The 20,072-nt window shown below is 59.6% G+C and carries 19 protein-coding genes and 2 tRNA genes; 4 read left to right on the top strand and 17 right to left on the bottom strand.

Annotation, left to right across the window (positions count from 1 at the left end; translation table 11 throughout):
- Positions 1-27: 27 nt before the first annotated feature.
- The 9 genes from ACZ5FP_RS10535 to ACZ5FP_RS10495 form a co-directional block, all read right to left on the bottom strand.
- On the bottom strand, positions 28-693 hold the full coding sequence (locus ACZ5FP_RS10535) for a helix-hairpin-helix domain-containing protein (protein WP_464660011.1): 666 nt from the start codon (positions 691-693) through the stop codon (positions 28-30).
- Between the two features lie 12 nt (positions 694-705).
- Positions 706-2,010, bottom strand: coding sequence for an NADH-quinone oxidoreductase subunit NuoF (gene nuoF, locus ACZ5FP_RS10530; RefSeq protein WP_105735490.1), 1,305 nt, complete (start codon positions 2,008-2,010; stop codon positions 706-708).
- A gap of 66 nt (positions 2,011-2,076) precedes the next feature.
- The gene (gene nuoE, locus ACZ5FP_RS10525) at positions 2,077-3,075 is read right to left on the bottom strand and encodes an NADH-quinone oxidoreductase subunit NuoE (protein ID WP_464660009.1); all 999 of its coding nucleotides are present in this window, start codon (positions 3,073-3,075) and stop codon (positions 2,077-2,079) included.
- Positions 3,075-4,265 carry an NADH-quinone oxidoreductase subunit D gene (locus ACZ5FP_RS10520; protein ID WP_346306524.1) on the bottom strand — a complete coding sequence of 397 codons (1,191 nt, stop codon included), beginning with the start codon at positions 4,263-4,265 and terminating at the stop codon, positions 3,075-3,077. Before ACZ5FP_RS10520 ends, nuoE begins: the two co-directional genes overlap by 1 nt.
- A gap of 42 nt (positions 4,266-4,307) precedes the next feature.
- Positions 4,308-4,916, bottom strand: coding sequence for an NADH-quinone oxidoreductase subunit C (locus ACZ5FP_RS10515; RefSeq protein ID WP_464660008.1), 609 nt, complete (start codon positions 4,914-4,916; stop codon positions 4,308-4,310).
- Positions 4,917-4,925: 9 nt separating this feature from the next.
- Positions 4,926-5,507: a NuoB/complex I 20 kDa subunit family protein gene (locus ACZ5FP_RS10510; RefSeq protein ID WP_223615194.1), complete on the bottom strand. Its 582-nt coding sequence runs from the start codon at positions 5,505-5,507 to the stop codon at positions 4,926-4,928.
- Entirely contained in the window at positions 5,498-5,863 is a 366-nt protein-coding gene (locus ACZ5FP_RS10505; protein ID WP_091883778.1) for an NADH-quinone oxidoreductase subunit A, read from the bottom strand. Before ACZ5FP_RS10505 ends, ACZ5FP_RS10510 begins: the two co-directional genes overlap by 10 nt.
- Before the next feature lie 441 nt (positions 5,864-6,304).
- Entirely contained in the window at positions 6,305-7,516 is a 1,212-nt protein-coding gene (locus tag ACZ5FP_RS10500) for an MFS transporter (RefSeq protein ID WP_464660005.1), read from the bottom strand.
- A 353-nt stretch (positions 7,517-7,869) separates the two neighbouring features.
- Positions 7,870-7,946, bottom strand: a tRNA-Asp gene (locus ACZ5FP_RS10495).
- Between the two features lie 190 nt (positions 7,947-8,136).
- On the opposite strand from ACZ5FP_RS10495, the gene ACZ5FP_RS10490 reads away from it, so the two are divergent.
- A tRNA-Val gene (locus ACZ5FP_RS10490) sits at positions 8,137-8,212 on the top strand.
- A 214-nt stretch (positions 8,213-8,426) separates the two neighbouring features.
- Positions 8,427-9,029: a HupE/UreJ family protein gene (locus ACZ5FP_RS10485; RefSeq protein ID WP_464660003.1), complete on the top strand. Its 603-nt coding sequence runs from the start codon at positions 8,427-8,429 to the stop codon at positions 9,027-9,029.
- A gap of 73 nt (positions 9,030-9,102) precedes the next feature.
- On the opposite strand, the gene lon is transcribed toward ACZ5FP_RS10485, so the two are convergent.
- The 4 genes from lon to ACZ5FP_RS10465 form a co-directional block, all read right to left on the bottom strand.
- A complete protein-coding gene (gene lon / locus ACZ5FP_RS10480; RefSeq protein WP_346307361.1) occupies positions 9,103-11,529 on the bottom strand; it encodes an endopeptidase La in 2,427 nt (808 codons plus the stop codon).
- A 481-nt stretch (positions 11,530-12,010) separates the two neighbouring features.
- Positions 12,011-13,285, bottom strand: coding sequence for an ATP-dependent Clp protease ATP-binding subunit ClpX (gene clpX, locus ACZ5FP_RS10475; RefSeq protein ID WP_105735507.1), 1,275 nt, complete (start codon positions 13,283-13,285; stop codon positions 12,011-12,013).
- 231 nt (positions 13,286-13,516) lie between these two features.
- A complete protein-coding gene (locus ACZ5FP_RS10470) occupies positions 13,517-14,146 on the bottom strand; it encodes an ATP-dependent Clp protease proteolytic subunit (RefSeq protein ID WP_091883799.1) in 630 nt (209 codons plus the stop codon).
- Between the two features lie 146 nt (positions 14,147-14,292).
- Positions 14,293-15,396 (bottom strand): NAD(P)/FAD-dependent oxidoreductase, encoded by a 1,104-nt coding sequence (locus ACZ5FP_RS10465; RefSeq protein ID WP_463011337.1) that lies wholly within the window; start codon positions 15,394-15,396, stop codon positions 14,293-14,295.
- Positions 15,397-15,436: 40 nt separating this feature from the next.
- Between ACZ5FP_RS10465 and ACZ5FP_RS10460 the strand changes: the two genes are divergently transcribed.
- Positions 15,437-15,589 carry a hypothetical protein gene (locus ACZ5FP_RS10460; RefSeq protein WP_464660000.1) on the top strand — a complete coding sequence of 51 codons (153 nt, stop codon included), beginning with the start codon at positions 15,437-15,439 and terminating at the stop codon, positions 15,587-15,589.
- A gap of 2 nt (positions 15,590-15,591) precedes the next feature.
- Positions 15,592-16,842 (top strand): cytochrome P450, encoded by a 1,251-nt coding sequence (locus tag ACZ5FP_RS10455; protein ID WP_464659998.1) that lies wholly within the window; start codon positions 15,592-15,594, stop codon positions 16,840-16,842.
- 166 nt (positions 16,843-17,008) lie between these two features.
- Here the strand turns inward: ACZ5FP_RS10455 and ACZ5FP_RS10450 are convergent, their stop codons facing one another.
- The 4 genes from ACZ5FP_RS10450 to ACZ5FP_RS10435 form a co-directional block, all read right to left on the bottom strand.
- A complete protein-coding gene (locus ACZ5FP_RS10450; protein ID WP_463011339.1) occupies positions 17,009-17,359 on the bottom strand; it encodes a cupin domain-containing protein in 351 nt (116 codons plus the stop codon).
- Between the two features lie 4 nt (positions 17,360-17,363).
- On the bottom strand, positions 17,364-18,650 hold the full coding sequence (locus ACZ5FP_RS10445) for an O-acetylhomoserine aminocarboxypropyltransferase (RefSeq protein ID WP_464659995.1): 1,287 nt from the start codon (positions 18,648-18,650) through the stop codon (positions 17,364-17,366).
- A 63-nt stretch (positions 18,651-18,713) separates the two neighbouring features.
- Positions 18,714-19,238: a CoA-binding protein gene (locus ACZ5FP_RS10440; protein ID WP_464659993.1), complete on the bottom strand. Its 525-nt coding sequence runs from the start codon at positions 19,236-19,238 to the stop codon at positions 18,714-18,716.
- Positions 19,239-19,242: 4 nt separating this feature from the next.
- Entirely contained in the window at positions 19,243-20,058 is an 816-nt protein-coding gene (locus ACZ5FP_RS10435; protein WP_464659991.1) for an enoyl-CoA hydratase, read from the bottom strand.
- Positions 20,059-20,072: the final 14 nt, after the last annotated feature.

The following is a 20,072-nucleotide window of genomic DNA, read 5'->3' as shown; positions in this document are numbered from 1 at the left end:
TCCAACCTCGCGGAACATTCCGCATTTTCATTTGGCATTCCCGCGAAACCGCTGAAATACCTTCAATTGCTCCATGCCGGTCCAAGCCAGCACGGCTTTATTCGGGCTTCCCCCCCCCGCCAAGGCAGCGGATTGTTTGACCCACTCATCCCGCACGATACGCCCGCCGAATTTCAGATGATCATCGACCCAGGCAATCTCCCGGGGTGACCATGCCGCAATCTGCGCATGGGTGTAGATGCCAAGACCGTTCAAGACCTGCTCCAGCTTCGGGCCAACGCCCGAAATCCGCTTCAGGTCGTCCGGCAAGGCCGGCTTTGCGATTGCCGCCGGTTTCGACGGCCCCGTTGAAACCGCCGCCAGCTTGGCTTTTTTGCCAGCAACCGCCTTTGGTGCGGTTTCGGTCGCCTTGTTGCGTATGATCGTCTTCAACTCAGCAACATCAGGCGCCTGCTTTGCCTCGGCCGCCGGCGACCTGTCCAGCGGCTTCAGCTTCGTGTTGGCATCAAGCATACCGGCAAGAGCACCGGCCCACAGACCCCACATCTGGCTGGCGATGCCGAGACCCACAACAGACGCCGCCGCCATCGCGCCCATCGGCGGTGTCAGCAGATTAGCAGCCGGAACGATCTGCTTCGGCATCACTGCCGACCAGTCCGTACCCGATCGCTTGTCTGTTCCGGTATCCGGCATATCCCCTCAACCCTATTCCGCCGCAACAAGCACGGGGCTTGCCGCAGAAGCGTTGCGTGTAAACTCATCGATACGACGTTCGATTTCCGGACGGAAATGCCGGATCAGACCTTGTACCGGCCATGCCGCCGCGTCGCCGAGCGCGCAGATGGTGTGGCCTTCGATCTGCTTGGTCACGTCGAGCAGCATGTCGATCTCGCGCTTCTGCGCATTGCCGACCGCCATGCGTTCCATGACGCGCCACATCCAGCCTGTGCCTTCGCGGCATGGCGTGCACTGGCCGCAGCTCTCGTGCTTGAAGAAGTAGGACAGGCGCGCAATGGCGCGAACGATGTCGGTGGACTTGTCCATGACGATCGCAGCCGCCGTGCCGAAGGACGACTTGACGTTGCGCAACCCATCGAAATCCATCGGGCAATCGATGATATCGGCAGCCGGAACGACCGGGCAGGATGCACCGCCGGGAATAACCGCCAGCAGATTGTCCCAGCCGCCGCGAACGCCGCCCGCATGCTTGTCGACCAGCTCGCGGAAGGTGATGCCCATGGCTTCTTCAACCGTGCATGGACGGTTGACGTGGCCGGAGATCATGAACAGCTTGGTGCCGACATTGTTCGGACGGCCGATGCCGGAGAACCACGCCGCGCCGCGGCGCAGGATGGTCGGGGCAACGGCAACCGATTCAACATTGTTGACGGTCGTCGGGCAGCCATAAAGGCCCATATTGGCCGGGAATGGCGGCTTCAGGCGCGGCTGGCCCTTCTTACCTTCCAGGCTTTCCAGCAAGGCGGTTTCCTCGCCGCAGATATAGGCGCCGGCGCCGTGATGGACATAGATATCGTAGTCCCAGCCATTCTTGTTGTTCTTGCCGAGCAGCTTGGCGTCATAGCATTCGTCAATGGCGGCCTGCAGCGCTTCACGCTCGCGGATATATTCGCCGCGCACATAGATGTAGCAGGTGTTGGCGCCCATGGCGAAACCGGCAATCAGGCAGCCTTCGATCAGCGTATGCGGATCGTGGCGCATGATATCGCGGTCCTTGCAGGTGCCCGGCTCGGATTCGTCGGCATTGATGACGAGATAATGCGGGCGTCCGTCGCTTTCCTTGGGCATGAAGGACCACTTCAGACCCGTCGGGAAGCCGGCGCCGCCGCGGCCGCGCAGGCCCGATGCCTTCATCTCGTTGATGATCCAGTCACGGCCCTTGGCGATGATCCCTGCAGTGCCATCCCAGCAGCCGCGTGACATCGCACCCTTCAACGACTTGTCGAAAAGGCCGTAAATATTGGTGAAGATGCGGTCTTTGTCAGCGAGCATATCGCACCCGTCCTACTCTCTTCGTCCATTCTCCAGCGAAAACGCACATCGTTTCCGCCAATGATCTTATCTCGGCTTCTTGCCGAAAACCTTGATGTACTCGGCTTCGCCGCCCTTGGCCAAGGCCTTGGCTTGCTTGACCCAGTCGTCGCGTTCGATACGGCCCTTGAAGTTGAGGTAACCGTCAACCCATTCACGCTCAGCCTTTTTCCAGCCGGCGACCTGGGCAAATGTATAGATGCCGAGTTCATGCAGGATGCCTGCAATCTTCGGGCCAACGCCGGAAATCAGTTCGAGATCATCCACGGCGGCAGGCTTTTCGATCGCGGCCGGACGGTTCTTGTCCTCGAGCGATACGGCCTTTGCCGGTGTCTCGTCCTGCTTTGCCGCACTGGCGGCCGGAACTGCAGCGGCATCGGCAGCCTTTGCCGCGCGCTTCGGCTTGGCCGCGCCATCGCCTTCGATCAGCGTCGTTGCGCCGCCCTCAGGGGCGGAGAAATAACGGTCGATCTGCGGGCCGGGCGTGATCGTATCGCCCTTGCCGGCTTCGAAAGCATCGATGATTTCCTCGAGGCGTTCGGGCGTCAGATCCTCATAGGTATCCTTGAACACCATGATCATCGGCGCGTTGACGCAGGCACCGAGGCATTCGACCTCTTCCCACGACAAAGTGCCGGATTCGTTGGTGTGGAAGGGCTCGTGGTGAATGCGGTGCTGGCAGACCTTCTTCAGGTCTTCCGCGCCGCGCAGCATGCACGGCGTGGTGCCGCAAACCTGGATATGGGCACGGGTTCCGACCGGCTTCAGCTGGAACTGCGTATAGAATGTCGCCACTTCCAGAACGCGGATCAGCGGCATGTCGAGCATGGTTGCAACATGCTCGATGGCAGCCTTGGTGACCCAGCCATCCTGTTCCTGCGCGCGCATCAGCAGCGGAATGACCGCGGACTGTTCGCGGCCCTTGGGATATTTCTTGATGGTCTGCTTGGCCCAGGCAGTGTTTTCGCGATTGAACGCGAAGGCTGCTGGTTGGACGCTATCTTCTGCAAGACGACGGACGGACATTAGCGATCAACCTCACCAAATACGATATCGAGCGAGCCGAGGACAGCGGAGACGTCGGCCAGCATGTGACCACGGCACAGGAAGTCCATGGCCTGGAGATGGGCAAAGCCCGGGGCGCGCAGCTTGACGCGGTATGGCTTGTTGGAACCATCGGACACCAGGAACACGCCGAATTCGCCCTTGGGCGCTTCAACGGCAGCGTAAACCTCACCGGCGGGCACGTGATACCCTTCGGTATAAAGCTTGAAGTGATGGATCAGCGCTTCCATCGACCGCTTCATCTCGCCGCGCTTCGGCGGAACGATCTTGGCGGACATGTTGGAAACCGGCCCTACCCGCTCCTTGCCCAGCAGGAGATCGACGCACTGGCGCATGATGCGCACCGACTGGCGCATTTCTTCCATGCGGATGAGATAACGGTCGTAGCAGTCGCCGTTCTTGCCGATCGGAACATCGAATTCCATCTCGGAATAGCATTCATAGGGCTGCGACTTGCGCAGATCCCAGGCGGCACCCGAGCCGCGCACCATGACGCCGGAGAAACCCCATGCCCATGCGTCTTCCAGCTTCACGACGCCGATATCGACGTTACGCTGCTTGAAAATGCGGTTCGGGGTGATCAGGTCGTCGAGATTCTTGACGGTCTGCAGGAACGGATCGCACCACTTGCCGATATCCTCGATGAGCCTGTCGGGAAGATCCTGATGCACACCGCCGGGACGGAAATAGGCCGCATGCATACGGGCACCGCAGGCGCGCTCGTAGAACACCATCAGCTTTTCGCGCTCTTCGAAGCCCCAGAGCGGCGGCGTCAGAGCACCGACGTCCATGGCCTGCGTGGTCACGTTCAAAAGATGCGAAAGAATACGGCCGATTTCCGAGAACAAAACACGGATCAGCTGGCCGCGCTTGGGCACCTCAATGCCGAGCAGGCGCTCGACGGCCAGCGCATAGGCATGCTCCTGGTTCATCGGCGCCACGTAGTCGAGGCGGTCGAGATAGGGCACGGCCTGCAGATAGGTCTTGGCTTCCATCAACTTCTCGGTGCCGCGATGCAGCAGCCCGATATGCGGGTCAACGCGCGCGACCACCTCACCGTCCAGTTCAAGCACAAGGCGCAAAACGCCGTGCGCCGCAGGATGTTGCGGGCCGAAGTTAATGTTAAAGTTGCGGACGCTGTGTTCAGTCATATTTCGCTTCCTGGCGTCTTACACGTCTGTATTCGCACGCATTCAATTCGCTTTGGCCTTCTCGTCACCCGGCAGCACATAATCCGTGCCTTCCCAGGGTGACTGGAAGTCGAAATTGCGGAATTCCTGCCGCAGTTCGACAGGTTCATATACGACGCGCTTGACCTCGTCGTCATAACGGACTTCGACGAAGCCTGTCAGCGGGAAATCCTTGCGCAGCGGATGGCCGTCAAAACCGTAGTCGGTCAGGATGCGGCGCAGATCCGGATGACCGGAGAACAGCACGCCATAGAGATCGTAGGTTTCGCGCTCATACCAGTCGGCACCGGGATAGACCGGCGTGGCGGAAGGCACGGGTGTATCTTCGTCTGTCGCCACCTTGACGCGGATGCGCAGATTCTGGCGCGGCGACAGAAGATGATAGACCACGTCAAAGCGATGCGAGCGGTAGGGATAGTCCACGCCGCTGATATCGATCAGCGAAATGAACTGGCACTGCACGTCGTCACGCAGGAAGGTCAGAACATCCAGCAGTCTTGCCGCGTCGACTTCAACACTCAGATCGCCATAGGCGAGAGCCACCGAATTCAGCGACGCGCCCAGCTTTTCCTGGAGGTAGCTGGAGAGTTCATTCAATGCTTCTTCAAACATCGCCCTCTCCTATCGCTCGATCGTGCCGGTGCGGCGGATTTTCTTCTGCAGCATCAGAACACCATAGAGCAGCGCTTCGGCCGTGGGCGGGCAGCCCGGCACATAGATATCCACCGGCACGACGCGGTCGCAACCACGCACGACCGAATAGGAATAGTGATAATAGCCGCCGCCATTGGCGCAGGAGCCCATCGAGATGACGTAGCGCGGCTCAGGCATCTGGTCATAGACCTTGCGCAGCGCCGGAGCCATCTTGTTGGTCAGCGTGCCGGCAACGATCATCACGTCGGACTGACGCGGTGACGCGCGCGGGGCAAAGCCGAACCGCTCGCCGTCATAGCGCGGCATGGAGGTGTGCATCATTTCGACCGCGCAGCAGGCAAGGCCGAAGGTCATCCACATCAGCGAACCGGTGCGCGCCCAGGTGACCAGCGCATCGGCGGAGGTGACGAGAAATCCCTTGTCGGCGAGCTCATTGTTGATCTCACCGAAAAACGCATCATCGGAACCGATCGGCTTGCCCGTACCGGGATCAAGAATGCCTTTGGGTTTCGGTGCCACGAGGGTGGTTTGGCTAGCGGTCAATCCCATTCCAGCGCTCCCTTTTTCCACTCATAGATAAAGCCGATTGTCAGAACGCCGAGGAAGATCATCATCGACCAGAAACCGAACCAGCCGATCTTGCTGAAGGCCACGGCCCACGGAAAGAGGAAGGCAACTTCCAGATCGAAGATGATGAACAGAATCGAGACAAGATAGAAGCGGACATCAAATTTCATGCGGGCATCATCGAATGCGTTGAAGCCGCACTCATAGGCCGACAATTTTTCCGGGTCTGGCGACTTGTATGCGACCAGAAAAGGCGCAACCAACAGTGCCAAACCGATTACCAGCGCTACCCCGATGAAGATAACGATGGGCAGGTAGGAACTTAAAAGCTCGTTCATGATCCGACTTTTTCCGCCTTGTGAACTCAGGCTGACAAGAATGCCATGTTATGCACATGACTGCCACCAATACGCGACAGACCGCACCAGCTTTGACACCGGTACGATGCGGCGAGGGTTAGCGCGTTAGCGCCATGCGCGCAAGTGCAACAATCACCCCAATACCACCGGTTTTTTGTCACCATTTCGTGACGCATATCCATAAAAAGCCGCGAATTTCGCAGTTTTAAGCCAGTTTGACCCGCAAAACACGGCTGAATCACTCTTTAGAATGATATTAATGTGCCTTGCCGGCCTGTTTGTCCGCGACGTGGTTTTCAGAACTGCGACATTCGGTCCTATAAACGATTTAGGACAAAATGCAGATATGCCGCGCGCGTGGAAACAGCACGCGCGCCAGGGCGCGAATGCTGTTGTGCAGAGTTTGGGAAAGAGCGGCGCTTAGAGACCCGCGAGAGGCTCCAGACTGAGCCTTTCCCCCTCTTCGGACAGATATTGCTTCTTCTGCGCCCTGCGGTCGAGCAGCAGCGACCAGACGGCCACGCCAAGACCGAGCAAGGCCAGCGCCGATCCTACGAAGGGCAGGTTCTGATAGGACACGCCCCAGGTGAGCGCCGCACCGCCAACCCAGGCACCGGCGGCATTGCCCGCATTGAAGGCGCCCTGGTTGAGCGTGGCCGCCAGATTGGGCGCTTCGCTCGCGGTTTCGACCACCCGCATCTGCAACGGCGGAACGATGACGAAGGTCAGCATGCCCCACAGGAACACCACGGCAATTGCCGCTGCCGCCGTGCCGCTGACTTCCGCCAGCAGGGCATGGGTGAACACCACGGTGACCAGGGTGCCGATGACGGTGGGCATCAGCTTCCAGTCGGCAAGCTTGCCGCCGATGACATTACCCACGGTCATCCCAGCGCCGAACAGCAGCAGAACCCAGGTTACCGCCGCGGTCGACAGGCCGGACACATCGGTGAGGATCGGCTTGATATAGGTAAAGACGGCAAACAGGCTGCCGGAGGCGAGCGCCGAGATCAGCATGGCAAGCCAGACCTGCAGTTTGCCGAGAACCTTGATCTCGCTGAGAATGCCGCCCCCCTTCTCTTCTTCCCCGGCCGCGGGAACCAGCAGCGCGATGGCGATGACTGCGGCAACGCCGATGGCGACGACCGCATAGAAGGTCGAGCGCCAGCCATAGAGCTCACCGAGGGCGGTACCGGCGGGCACGCCGAGAATATTGGCGAGCGTCAGCCCGGCAAACATCAGCGCGATGGCGCTGGCGCGCTTGTGGCGCGGCACGAGGCTGGCGGCCACCACCGACCCGATGCCGAAGAAAGCACCGTGCCCGAAGGCGGTGACAACGCGGGCAATCATCAGCATCCAGTAATTGGGGGCAATGGCGCAGAACAGATTGCCGACGACGAAGAGCATCGCGAGACCGATGAGCACGGGCTTGCGCGGCAGGGATGCCGTGGCAATAGCGATGATGGGTGCACCGATGACGACGCCAAGCGCATAGCCGGTCACCAGCAGGCCTGCATGGGGGATGGTGACATGCAGGTCGGCCGCGACTTCCGGCAACAGACCCATGATCACGAATTCGGTTGTGCCGATGCAGAAAGAGGCAATAGCAAGAGCGAGAATCGGCAAGGGCATGGGCGGCAACCGTCGGAGCTGGAGTAAGGAATCATGCTGCCTAGTCCACAAAGCTTTCACAACTGATTTTTGTGCAACGCAGCAATGCATTTATGCGGGGCGATTCACCCCGGCGGCGAATCGTATCCACGGGTTGAAAAACAGCGGAAGAGATTCGCCGTCTGTATATCAGCGGAAAACCGGACAGGACTGATTTTCCTAAGCCGCACCAGAAACCGGCAGGCGCCTGAGGGGCGAACCGGAGAGCGGCAGGCGGTGGACCATGGGAACATTCGGGAGAGAAGAGATGCAAGCGTGCGGGGCACCACTTTCCGTAATATCAAGCATTTACATCAATTGCTTGAGAGGGAAAGTGGCGCGAGTGACGGGGCTCGAACCCGCGACCTCCGGCGTGACAGGCCGGCACTCTAACCAACTGAGCTACACCCGCGCACTTTGCAAACCAGAAATTCATCTGGCGTGAGCGGTCGTTTAAGGGGTTCGCGGGGGAGTGTCAAGCGCTAGTCGACAGGAAAAATGCGATTGTGAAAAACTCTTCAAACAAATCATAAAAGTGTCTCATACCCTCTTGCCAATATCGCACGAAACGCCTAAACGCTCCCCACACACCCTTTGTGAGGGGGCGATTAGCTCAGTTGGTAGAGCGCTTCGTTTACACCGAAGATGTCGGGAGTTCGAGTCTCTCATCGCCCACCATTCCCCAGCGGAATATTTTCTCCCCTTACTTTTAGTCGAGATAACTTGTCTGTTCACGTCGCAGCCAACATGCGTGCTTGGTTGGGATTCGCCAGTTGCGGATTTTTCCCGCCGGCAGTGAGCAACTGCAATATTTTATCCTTTGCGCCAGCAATTTTCTGCGGCAACAATGTTCTCCTCCTTCCAAGAGCAAACCAGAAAACGGGAACATCACATGCCAAACAACCGTGCAGCACGAATCGCAATCCTTTCATTCGCCACGCTTTACCCTGCCCTTGCCCAAGCGCATGTCGGCGTGGGTGATACCAGCGGCTTTAGCCATGGCTTCGCCCACCCCATGTCCGGCCTCGATCACGTCCTGGCGATGATTCTCGTCGGCATCCTTGCCTTCCAGCTGGGCGGACGCGCCCTGTGGCTCGTTCCGGCAGCGTTTGTCGGGATGATGGCCGCTGGCGGCGCGCTCGGCGCTGCCGGAGTAAGCCTGCCCTTTGTCGAACTTGCAATCGCACTCTCGGTAATTGTGCTCGGAGCGGCGGTGGCTTTCGAGATTCAGGCGCCCGTGGCCATTGCAACCGCCCTCGTCGGCCTCTTCGCCATTTTCCATGGCTATGCCCATGGCGCGGAAATGCCGGAAAGCGCCGGCGGCCTCGCCTATGCGGGCGGCTTCATGGCCGCCACTGCCCTGCTCCACGTCACCGGTATCGGCATCGGCTTTGCCATCGGCAGAATCAGCCAGCGCGCCAGCCCCAGTGCGGTGCGAATCATTGGCGGCCTGGCGGCGCTCGCGGGCGTCGGCATCCTGACAGGCGCGCTCTGAACAATTCGAATGCCGAATCAAAAAGGCCGGGCAATTGCTTGCCCGGCCTTTTGTTTGTTTATTTCCGATGGCGTCAGTGCGCGATCTGCGCCGAAGCATCATCTTCGACCACGGCGGCGGCAGGCACATTGACCGGCTCCGTCCACTCGATCGGCTCCGGCTGACGCACGAGCGCATGCTTGATCACTTCCCCGGCACGCGATACCGGGATGATCTCAAGGCCGTTCTTCACATTGTCCGGAATTTCCGCCAGATCCTTGGCGTTTTCTTCCGGGATCAGAACCGTCTTGATGCCACCGCGCAGGGCGGCAAGCAGCTTCTCCTTCAGGCCGCCAATCGGCAGGACCCGTCCGCGCAGCGTGATCTCGCCGGTCATGGCGATATCCTTGCGCACCGGAATACCGGTCAGGATCGAGACAATGGCTGTCACCATCGCGATACCGGCCGATGGACCGTCCTTCGGTGTCGCGCCTTCCGGCACATGCACGTGGATGTCCCTGCGGTCGAACAGCGGCGGCTCGACACCGAAATCGATGGCTCTGGAGCGGACATAGGATGCCGCTGCGGAAATCGATTCCTTCATCACGTCGCGCAGGTTGCCCGTGACGGTCATGCGGCCCTTGCCGGGCATCATGACGCCTTCGATGGTCAGCAGTTCGCCGCCCACCTCAGTCCAGGCAAGACCTGTGACAACGCCTACCTGATCTTCACCGTCGATCTGGCCGAAGCGGAATTTCTGCACGCCGAGATAGTCGTTGATGTTGGTCTCGGTGACCTTCACCGTCTTCTTGGTCTTCGACTTCAGAATTTCCGTCACTGCCTTGCGGGCAAGCTTCATCAGCTCCCGTTCGAGACTGCGCACGCCGGCTTCCCGCGTGTAATCGCGGACGATGGCACGGATCGCGCCTTCCGATACGGAAAACTCCTTCGGCTGCAACGCATGGTCGCGGATGGCCTTGGGCAGGAGGTGCCGCTTGGCGATCTCGACCTTCTCGTCTTCCGTGTAACCGGCAATACGGATGATCTCCATACGGTCCATCAGCGGACCCGGGATGTTCAGCGTATTGGCCGTCGTCACGAACATCACGTTCGAGAGGTCATATTCGACCTCGAGATAGTGATCCATGAAGGTTGAGTTCTGTTCCGGATCGAGCACCTCGAGCAGAGCCGATGACGGATCGCCGCGGAAATCCTGGCCCATCTTGTCGATTTCATCGAGCAGGAAGAGCGGGTTGGACTTCTTTGCCTTCTTCATCGACTGGATGACCTTGCCGGGCATCGAACCGATATAGGTGCGGCGGTGACCGCGGATTTCAGCCTCGTCACGCACGCCGCCAAGCGACATGCGGACATATTCACGGCCGGTTGCCTTGGCGATCGAGCGGGCCAGCGAGGTCTTGCCGACGCCGGGAGGACCAACGAGGCACAGGATCGGACCTTTGATCTTGGTCGACCGCGACTGCACGGCGAGATATTCCACGATCCGGTCTTTCACCTTGTCGAGGCCGTAATGTTCAGCATCCAGGATCTCGTCGGCGAGGTTCAGGTCGTTCTTCACCTTCGACTTCTTGCCCCACGGAATGGTCAGCAGCCAGTCGAGATAGTTGCGGACAACCGTCGCTTCGGCGGACATCGGGCTCATCTGGCGAAGCTTCTTCAGCTCCTGATTGGCCTTTTCGCGCGCTTCCTTGGAGAACTTCGTCTTCTTGATGCGCTCTTCCAGCTCGGCTGCCTCGTCGCGGCCGTCTTCGCCGTCGCCGAGTTCCTTCTGGATCGCCTTCATCTGTTCATTGAGGTAGTACTCGCGCTGGGTCTTCTCCATCTGGCGCTTGACGCGCGAACGGATACGCTTTTCCACCTGAAGCACGGAAATTTCCGACTCCATGAACGACATGGCCTTTTCCAGCCGTGCACGCACGGACAGGATCGACAGCATGTCCTGCTTCTCGGGAATCTTGATCGCAAGATGCGAGGCGACCGTATCGGCCAGCTTCGAGTAGTCCTCGATCTGTCCGGCAGCGCCAACGACCTCTGGCGAAATCTTCTTGTTCAGCTTCACATAGTTTTCGAAGTCCGACACGACCGAGCGGGCCAGGGCTTCGATTTCAACCGCGTCTTCGGCGGGTTCCGACAGCGTCGTGGCATTGGCTTCGTGGTAATCCTCGCGGTCGCTGAAACTGGTGATTTCAGCGCGGGCAATACCTTCGACCAGAACCTTGACCGTACCATCCGGCAGTTTCAGCAACTGCAGGACATTGGCAATGGTGCCGATGTTGTAGATGGCATCCGCCTGCGGGTCATCATCCGCAGCGTTCTTCTGTGTGGCAAGCAGGATTTGCTTGTCGACGCCCATCACTTCCTCGAGTGCGCGAATGGATTTTTCGCGACCGACAAAGAGCGGAACGATCATGTGTGGGAAGACAACGATATCGCGCAATGGCAAAACGGCATAAAGCCCGCTTTCTCCACCCGCCAGTGTCTTCTTGCTTGCAACCGTCATTTCATGTCCTTTCTCAGGCCAATCGGCCTAGATCGCCACATCCGGGTACCCTTTGGTTGCATGATCTTTTTCCAAAATCGGGATCCATTTTGGGGATCATGCGAAGAGCGGCATACGACCGGCTGTGCAGCTTAACCTTTACTTGGAGTGGCGGGGCTCCGGTTTCAAGCGCCCCGGTTTCAAGCTCGGTCACAGAATCGTAATCTATCCTGCTCCTACCAAACTCCAAGCGCAATCTTTTGCGATGCAGCACACCTCTGAAGAGGATGATTTTCGTGGAAATCATCTGTCGACGGGGGCGATACTGCCCGGCCTACACTGTCTTACCGACGCTGCTCTGCAAAAATTGTGCGCCCCGCATGGTTAATCAACCGTAAATATTGTTTCGTGGCGCAATTAAGACCCGCAACAAATGCGAGGGTTAAAATGCAAAAGGCCCCGCTGACGCGGAGCCCTGCTTTCCAGACACTGGTTCGGCGCCTTACGCCGAAACATTGCCCTTTTCTTCCTTGCGCTCGGCATAGATGTAGAGCGGGCGCGAATTGCCCTCGACCACATCGCCGGAGATCACGACTTCCTGAACGCCGTCGAGCGTCGGCAGTTCGTACATCGTGTCGAGCAGGATCTTTTCCATGATCGAACGCAGCCCGCGTGCACCGGTCTTGCGGGCAATGGCCTTGAGGGCGATTGCCTTCAGCGCGTCCTCATGGAACGTCAGCTCGACGTTCTCCATGTCGAACAGGCGCTGGTACTGCTTGACCAGGGCGTTCTTCGGCTCCGACAGAATCTGCACCAGGGCAGCTTCGTCGAGATCCTCGAGCGTGGCGATGACAGGCAGACGGCCGACGAATTCGGGGATGAGACCGAATTTCAGGAGGTCTTCCGGTTCAAGCTCGCGGAAGATCGCGCCGACGCGGCGATCGTCCGGCGCCTTCACCGCAGCGCTGAAGCCGATGGACGTCTTCTCGCCGCGTGCCGAGATGATCTTGTCGAGACCGGCAAAGGCACCGCCACAGATGAACAGGATGTTGGTCGTGTCCACCTGCAGGAATTCCTGCTGCGGATGCTTGCGCCCGCCCTGCGGCGGAACGGAAGCGACCGTGCCTTCCATGATCTTCAGCAGTGCCTGCTGCACGCCCTCGCCCGACACGTCGCGGGTGATCGACGGGTTGTCGGACTTGCGGCTGATCTTGTCGACTTCGTCGATATAGACGATGCCGCGCTGGGCCCGCTCGACATTGTAGTCGGCCGACTGGAGCAGCTTGAGAATGATGTTCTCGACATCCTCACCGACATAACCGGCTTCCGTCAGCGTCGTCGCGTCTGCCATTGTGAACGGCACGTCGATGATGCGGGCGAGCGATTGCGCCAGATAGGTTTTGCCGCAACCGGTTGGACCAACGAGAAGGATGTTGGATTTCGCCAGTTCGACTTCATTGTTTTTCGATGCGTGGGCCAACCGCTTGTAGTGGTTGTGCACCGCGACAGAGAGAACACGCTTGGCATGGTTCTGGCCGATGACGTAATCATCGAGCACCGCCATGATTTCCTGCGGCGTCGGAACGCCTTCGCGGGATTTCACCATCGAGGATTTGTTTTCCTCGCGGATGATGTCCATGCACAGCTCGACGCATTCATCGCAGATGAAAACAGTCGGGCCCGCAATCAACTTGCGAACTTCGTGCTGGCTCTTCCCGCAAAACGAGCAATAAAGCGTATTCTTTGAATCACCGCCGCCGTTGCTGACTTTGCTCATTGCAGTTTCCTTTCAGTATCGGCGCCCTGTTTGGCCGGGAACCGTTCACACCCTTCGGGACTCTGCCCTGCGGGGAATGATTCGAATAGTAATTCGAAGAATAGGCTTCCTCTACTCACCAATCACTTAACGTAGCGTCTGTTGGCCTGCATGCAAGCCGGATGTGTGGCAAAAAGTCCGCATCCGGGTCAAAAAAAGTTCATTCTCGACCCGGTGCGGCCATTTAGCCGGTTACTTTGCATCCCCTTCGATGATCGCACGGGATTCGAGCACCTTGTCGATAAGGCCGAACTCGAGTGATTCCTGAGCCGTCATGAAGTGGTCGCGGTCGAGAGTCTTCTCGATTGTCTCGTAGTCGCGGCCCGTGTGCTTGACGTAGATCTCGTTGAGGCGGCGCTTCATTTTGATGATGTCCTGGGCATGGCGCTCGATGTCGGATGCCTGGCCCTGGAAGCCGCCTGAAGGCTGGTGCAGCATGATGCGGGCGTTCGGCAGCACGAAGCGCATGTCCTTTTCACCGGCTGTCAGCAGCAGCGAACCCATCGACGCGGCCTGACCGAAGCACAGGGTCGAGACGGCCGGACGGATGAACTGCATGGTGTCGTAGATCGCCATGCCCGACGTGACGACGCCGCCGGGCGAATTGATGTAGAGGTTGATCTCTTTCTTCGGATTTTCCGATTCAAGGAACAGAAGCTGGGCGCAGATCAGCGTCGCCATGCCGTCCTCGATGGGTCCGGTAATGAAAATGATGCGTTCTTTCAGCAGGCGCGAGAAAATATCATAGGCCCGCTCGCCCCGGTTGGTCTGCTCGACGACCATGGGTACGAGGTTCATTGCTGTTTCGATTGGATCTCTCATCGGTGGGCCTCAGCGTTTTGGAGAACAAGGGGTTTGAACGCCCCCAAGATTCGTGGATTACACTTTCGATACATAGGGTGTTGCCACCCTGTTCCGCAAGATGTTCTGCCGCCATCCGGGAAGGAGCGCAAGCGCAGAACCGCTTTTTACGCGGCTTCCGCCCGCAACCAGCGCTGCAGCAGGGGTACATCGCCGGTTCCGAGCGTTTGCGCGACCCGCCGCCCGACCGCCGCGCCGAATTTGTACCCATGTCCGGAACAGGCCGAGACGACGAGGCATTTGTCCCGTTCCACGGCGAAAAACCGTTCATCCGCGGTGAAGGTATAGGCGCAGGTGACAACACTGCTTACCCTGTATTCGCCGATCCGCTGCAGCGGCGGGGCAAAGAGATCGCGGATCGCTTCGCCCTCGCCCGGTTCCGCAACGCGGGCTGCGTCGGCATCCGCCGATTTGCGCTTGTGCAGGCCAGAGCCGAATTTCAGGCCGCCGCCGCCGCTTGCCGGAATGATGTAACCGTCGGTACGCCCGCCCACATCGAGCACGACGGGAGAATGCTCCCAGGCCGCCTGCAAATCCGCCGGCGGTTCGAGATAGACCACGGCCGTCCGGTAGGTGGTGAGCGAAGAGACGAGATCGGGGAACAGTTTTGTCACCCAGGCACCCGCCGTGACGACCACCCTGTCCGCAGCAATGACCGTGCCATCGGCCAAGGTCACCGTCCCTGCGGCGCTGTCGACGGCGGTCACCCCGGTGTTTTCCAGCAGTGTGGCGCCGTGCGCGCGCAGCCAGCGGGCCATATCCCCGGCGATCCTGCGGCAATGCAGCGCGCCGCCCTCCGGCGAGAAGAACGCGTAGCGGAACGTGCCCGCTTCCAGATAGCCATAGCGCTTTATGGCCTCGGCAGGCTCATAAAGCTCGAGGGGATAGCCGCCCTGCTCGAGCCCCTTGCGGTATTCCTCGGCTTCATCGCCCGCGTCGCGCGATATGCAGATGAAGCCGCGCGGATCGAGATGGCTCGTGCCGATGTCCTGCCACAGCTCGTCCCAGGCCGCATAGGCCTCAGAAATCGCATCCGCGTAACCGCCCGCGGCACCGTAGGCGCGGCGGATGATGCGGTGATGATCGCCCGAGGCGGCGAGCGGATTGGGAATCGGCCCCTGCTCGATCAACGTCACCGCATGACCGGCCTTGGTCAGCGACCAGGCGCTGGACAGTCCGGCAATTCCTGCTCCGACGATGGTGATTTTCATGATGGGGTCCTGCTATGACTGAAGAAGGAGGGAGATTCGCATGCAATATGAAACCATTCGCATCGATTGCTCAAACATTTTCGACGTGGAAAGCTTTCATCCGGTGTTTGCCGCGACCTGCGGCTTTCCTTCCAGCAAAGCGGCGACCCGCCTGTTGCCTGTCCTTCCTTCGTCTGACCCACGGTATATCTGACCATGACCCCTGCCACGCCCGCCTCATTCCAGTTCACGCCTGCCACCCGCCATCTGCGGCTCGATCCGCACGACCAGGTCTTCGTGCAGAATCCCTACGGCACCTATGCCGCGCTACACGCGCAGACATCGGCGTTCTTCTGGGAGGAATACGGCTTCTGGTGTTTCATCGGCTATGACGGCGTCAACAAACTATTGCGCGACCGCCGCTTCGGCCGGGAAAACCGCCATGGCATCGCCGATTCCCAGGGCAATACCGGCGATCGCGCGCATCTGAAGGATTTCGACCACGTCGAAAAATTCTCGATGCTGGAGCTGGAACCGCCCACCCATACCCGGTTGCGCACGCTGGTGAACCGGGCCTTCGTTTCCCGGCAGGTGGAAAGGCTGCGCCCGCGCATCGAGACGCTGGCGCACGCGCTGATCGACCGCTTCGAAGCAAAGGGCAAAGCCGATCTCATCGCCGATTTCGCCACGCCCATTCCCGTCACCGTGATTGCCGAAATGCTCGGGGTGCCGACGGAAGCGGCGCCGCGGCTTCTCGACTGGTCACACCGCATGGTCGCGATGTACATGCACGGCCGCAACCGCCGGTCGGAAGACAGCGCCAATGCCGCCGCCGCCGAGTTCTCCGGCTTTCTCAGGGACTATGCCGGACGACGGCGCAGCGAACCTGCCGACGATCTTCTGAGCCTGCTGCTGGCGGCCGAGGCGGATGGTGCAAAACTGTCCGAGGATGAGCTGATCACCACGGCGATCCTGCTGCTCAATGCCGGGCACGAAGCGACGGTGCACCAGACCGGCAATGCGGTCAAAACCATTATGGAAAGCGGCCGCAGCGCCGCCGACCTGTTTTGCGATGCGGATTCGACGGCGCGGACCGTCGAGGAATGCCTGCGCTTCGACGCGCCGCTGCACATGTTCACGCGCTATGCCTATGAAGAAATCGACCTTGGCGACGGCATTGCGGTGAAGCCCGGCGACCAGATCGGCCTGATGCTCGGCGCGGGCAACCGCGATCCCAACGCCTTTGCCGATGCCGGCGCTTTCCTGCCGGGACGGTCAGACCAGAAAAACCTTTCCTTCGGCGCCGGCATCCATTTCTGCATCGGTGCACCGCTGGCGCGGCTGGAACTGCAGGTCTCGCTCAAAGTGCTGTTCGACCGGCTTCCCGGACTGCATTTCAAGGAAGCCCCGCGCTTCAAGGATACCTATCATTTCCATGGATTGGAGCGGCTGGAGGTGGAGTGGTGAGGTGTTTTGCAAAAGCACTGTGCGTGGTTCGACAAGCTCACCATGAGGGAGTTGGTCTGATTGCAAAGCCAACCAGCAACTTTGCAGAATAAACGCCCTGCAACCCACTCATTTCCCTCATGGTGAGCTTGTCGAACCACGAACCACGTTAATGCAATCGCAGCACTCACAACCTGATCACATATTCCTTGCGGGTGGTTTCAATGACTTCCCATGTGCCGCGAAAGCCGGGGCGCAGCACAAAACTGTCTCCGGCCTGCAAATGCCGTTCCTTGCCGCCCTCTTCCGTGACGATCGAGCGGCCCGAGAGAATGTGGCAGAACTCCCACTCGTCATAGACGATGCGCCATTTGCCCGGCGTTGCTTCCCAGATCCCGGCGTAGAGGCCGCCATCGGCCTCGTCGCAGTTCCAGGTGCGGAACTGCGGATCGCCCGCGATCACCCGGTCTGCCGCCGGGGCGCCGTGTTCGGGGTCGATGCTGCCGAAATCGATGGTGACAAAATGCGACGATGCCATGGGCCTATCCCGCCTTCGTCAGTGCCTGGTCGAGATCGGAAATCAGATCCTCGACGGTCTCGATACCGATGGACAGCCGCACCACATCCGGCCCCGCACCTGCGGCGATCTTCTGCGCATCGCTCAATTGCCGATGCGTGGTCGATGCGGGATGAATGATCAGGGATTTGGTATCACCGATATTGGCCAGATGCGAAAACAGCTGCAGGTGTTCGACCAGCTTGACCCCGGCCTCATAGCCGCCCTTCAGCCCGAAAGTGAAAACCGCACCGGCGCCGCGCGGCGCATATTTCAGCTGCAGGGCATGATAGGGATCATCTGGCAGCCCGGCATAGCTGACCCAGGCCACCTTTGCGTGGCTGGAAAGCCACTGCGCCACCTTCAACGCATTGTCCGCATGGCGCTGCATGCGCAGCGGCAAGGTCTCGATGCCGGTCAGGATCTGGAACGCATTGAACGGCGACAGCGCCGGCCCGAGATCGCGCAGGCCGAGGACGCGGCAGGCAATGGCAAAGGCAAAATTGCCGAATGTTTCGTGCAGCACGATGCCGTTATATTCGCTGCGCGGCTCGGACAGCAGCGGATAGTTGCCCGACTTCGACCAGTCGAACGTGCCGCAATCGACAATCACCCCGCCCATGGAATTGCCATGGCCGCCGAGGAATTTGGTCATGGAATGCACGATGATATCGGCGCCGTGCTCGATGGGGCGGATGAGATAGGGCGACGCCAGCGTGTTGTCGACGATCAGCGGCAGGCCATGCTTGTGGGCGATGGCGGCGATGGCCTCGATATCGGTGACGATGCCGCCGGGATTGGCAAAACTTTCGATGAAGATCGCGCGGGTCCGGTCGTCGATCTGCGATTCGAACGAGGCGAGATCGTCGGGTTCCGCCCAGCGCACATGCCAATCGAAGGACTTGAACGACTGGCCGAACTGATTGATCGAACCGCCATAGAGCTTTCTGGAGGCAATGAAATTGTCGCCAGGCTGCATGAGAGTGTGAAACACCAGGAACTGTGCCGCATGGCCCGATGCAACCGCCAGCGCCGCAGTGCCGCCTTCCAATGCCGCCACGCGCTCTTCAAGCACCGCATTGGTCGGGTTGGTGATGCGGGTATAGATATTGCCGAAGGCCTTCAGGCCGAACAGCGATGCGGCGTGGTCAGCATCGTCGAAAACAAAGGCTGTCGTCTGGTAGATCGGCGTGGCGCGCGCGCCGGTTGCCGGATCGGGCTGGGCGCCCGCATGTACGGCAAGAGTTTCAATTCCGGGTGCGCGGTGCGCCATGGTTCATCTCCCTGTCATTCCTGATTTTGCTACACGCTATGGGATCGCGGCTTTGCCGCCAACCTATTTTGGCGATCTGAGGCCAAAACTCTGGAAGCCCTGCCGCATCTGTGGTTTTTTCGCCGACAGGATGCGCGAATTGACGCCGCTCCAGCCGATCTCGCCGCACAGCCGCGCATATTCGATCTTCGGGCAGCGATTCATCACCACCTGAATGCCCGCAGCTTCGGCCCTGCGTGCCGCTTCGTCGTGGCGAACCGTCAACTGCGTCCAGATGACCTTCGGCAGCGGCGTCAGCGTCAAGACCTCATCGACAATCGCCGGCACGGCCTCGGAGGCGCGGAACACGTCGACCATGTCGATGGCTTCAGGGATATCGGCGAGGCGCGCAAAAACCTTCTGGCCGAGAATGTCCTTGCCCGCCTGTCCCGGATTGACCGGTATGACCCGGTAGCCCTTGTCGATCAGGTACTTCATGACAAAGAAACTTGGCCGCACCTCATTGGCGGATGCGCCCACCATGGCAACGGTTTTGACGGATGAAAGAATGCCGCTGATATAGGCGTCCGGGTAATGATCGTGATCCATGCGCTTATTCGCCCGTCCATTCCGGCTTGCGCTTTTCGATGAAGGCGTTGATGCCTTCCTCCGCATCGCGCGCCAGCATGTTTTCCACCATCACCTGCGCCGTATAGGCATAGGCCTCGGAAAGTCCCATTTCGGCCTGCCGGTAAAAGGCTTCTTTGCCTGTCTTGACGGTTAAAGTCGATTTCTCCGCAATGGCTTGCGCGTATTTCCTGACAATCGGATTCAGGTACTCCTCCGGCACGACCCGGTTGATCAGACCGAACTCCCGTGCCGTCGAGGCATCGATGGTCTCGCCGGTGAGGAGCATTTCCATGGCCTGCTTGCGCGAAACATTGCGCGACAGGGCCACCATGGGCGTCGAGCAGAACAGGCCGATATTGACGCCCGGCGTGCAGAATGTCGCCTTGTCCGAGCAGATCGCCAGATCGCAGGATGCGACAAGCTGACAACCCGCAGCCGTCGCAAGACCACCGACGGCGGCAATCACCGGCCTCGGATGATGCACGATGGCCTGCATCAGTTCAGCGCAGAGCAGCATCGTCTTCTCGAAAAAGGCCCGGCCCCGGTCGGCGTCCTGCCGGTGCGCGGTCAGTTCCTTCAGGTCATGGCCCGCCGAAAAAAGCTTCTGCGCCGAATCGATGATGATCACGCGCACCGCCTTGTCATCCCGCGCCGCATGCAGATGATCGAGCAGCAGGCGCATCATGGCGAGCGAGAGCGCATTGGCGGGCGGATTTTGCAATGTCAGGCGCAGGACGCCCGAGGCAAGCTCATATCCGACGATTGGTTCATCCTTGCGGATAATGTGAACTTCTCCCATATCGCTCCTCATTC

This window comes from Phyllobacterium sp. T2-21 (genome assembly GCF_055378485.1).
Note: the sequence above shows the minus strand (reverse complement) of the source record. Positions and strands in the feature narration are given on the sequence as shown.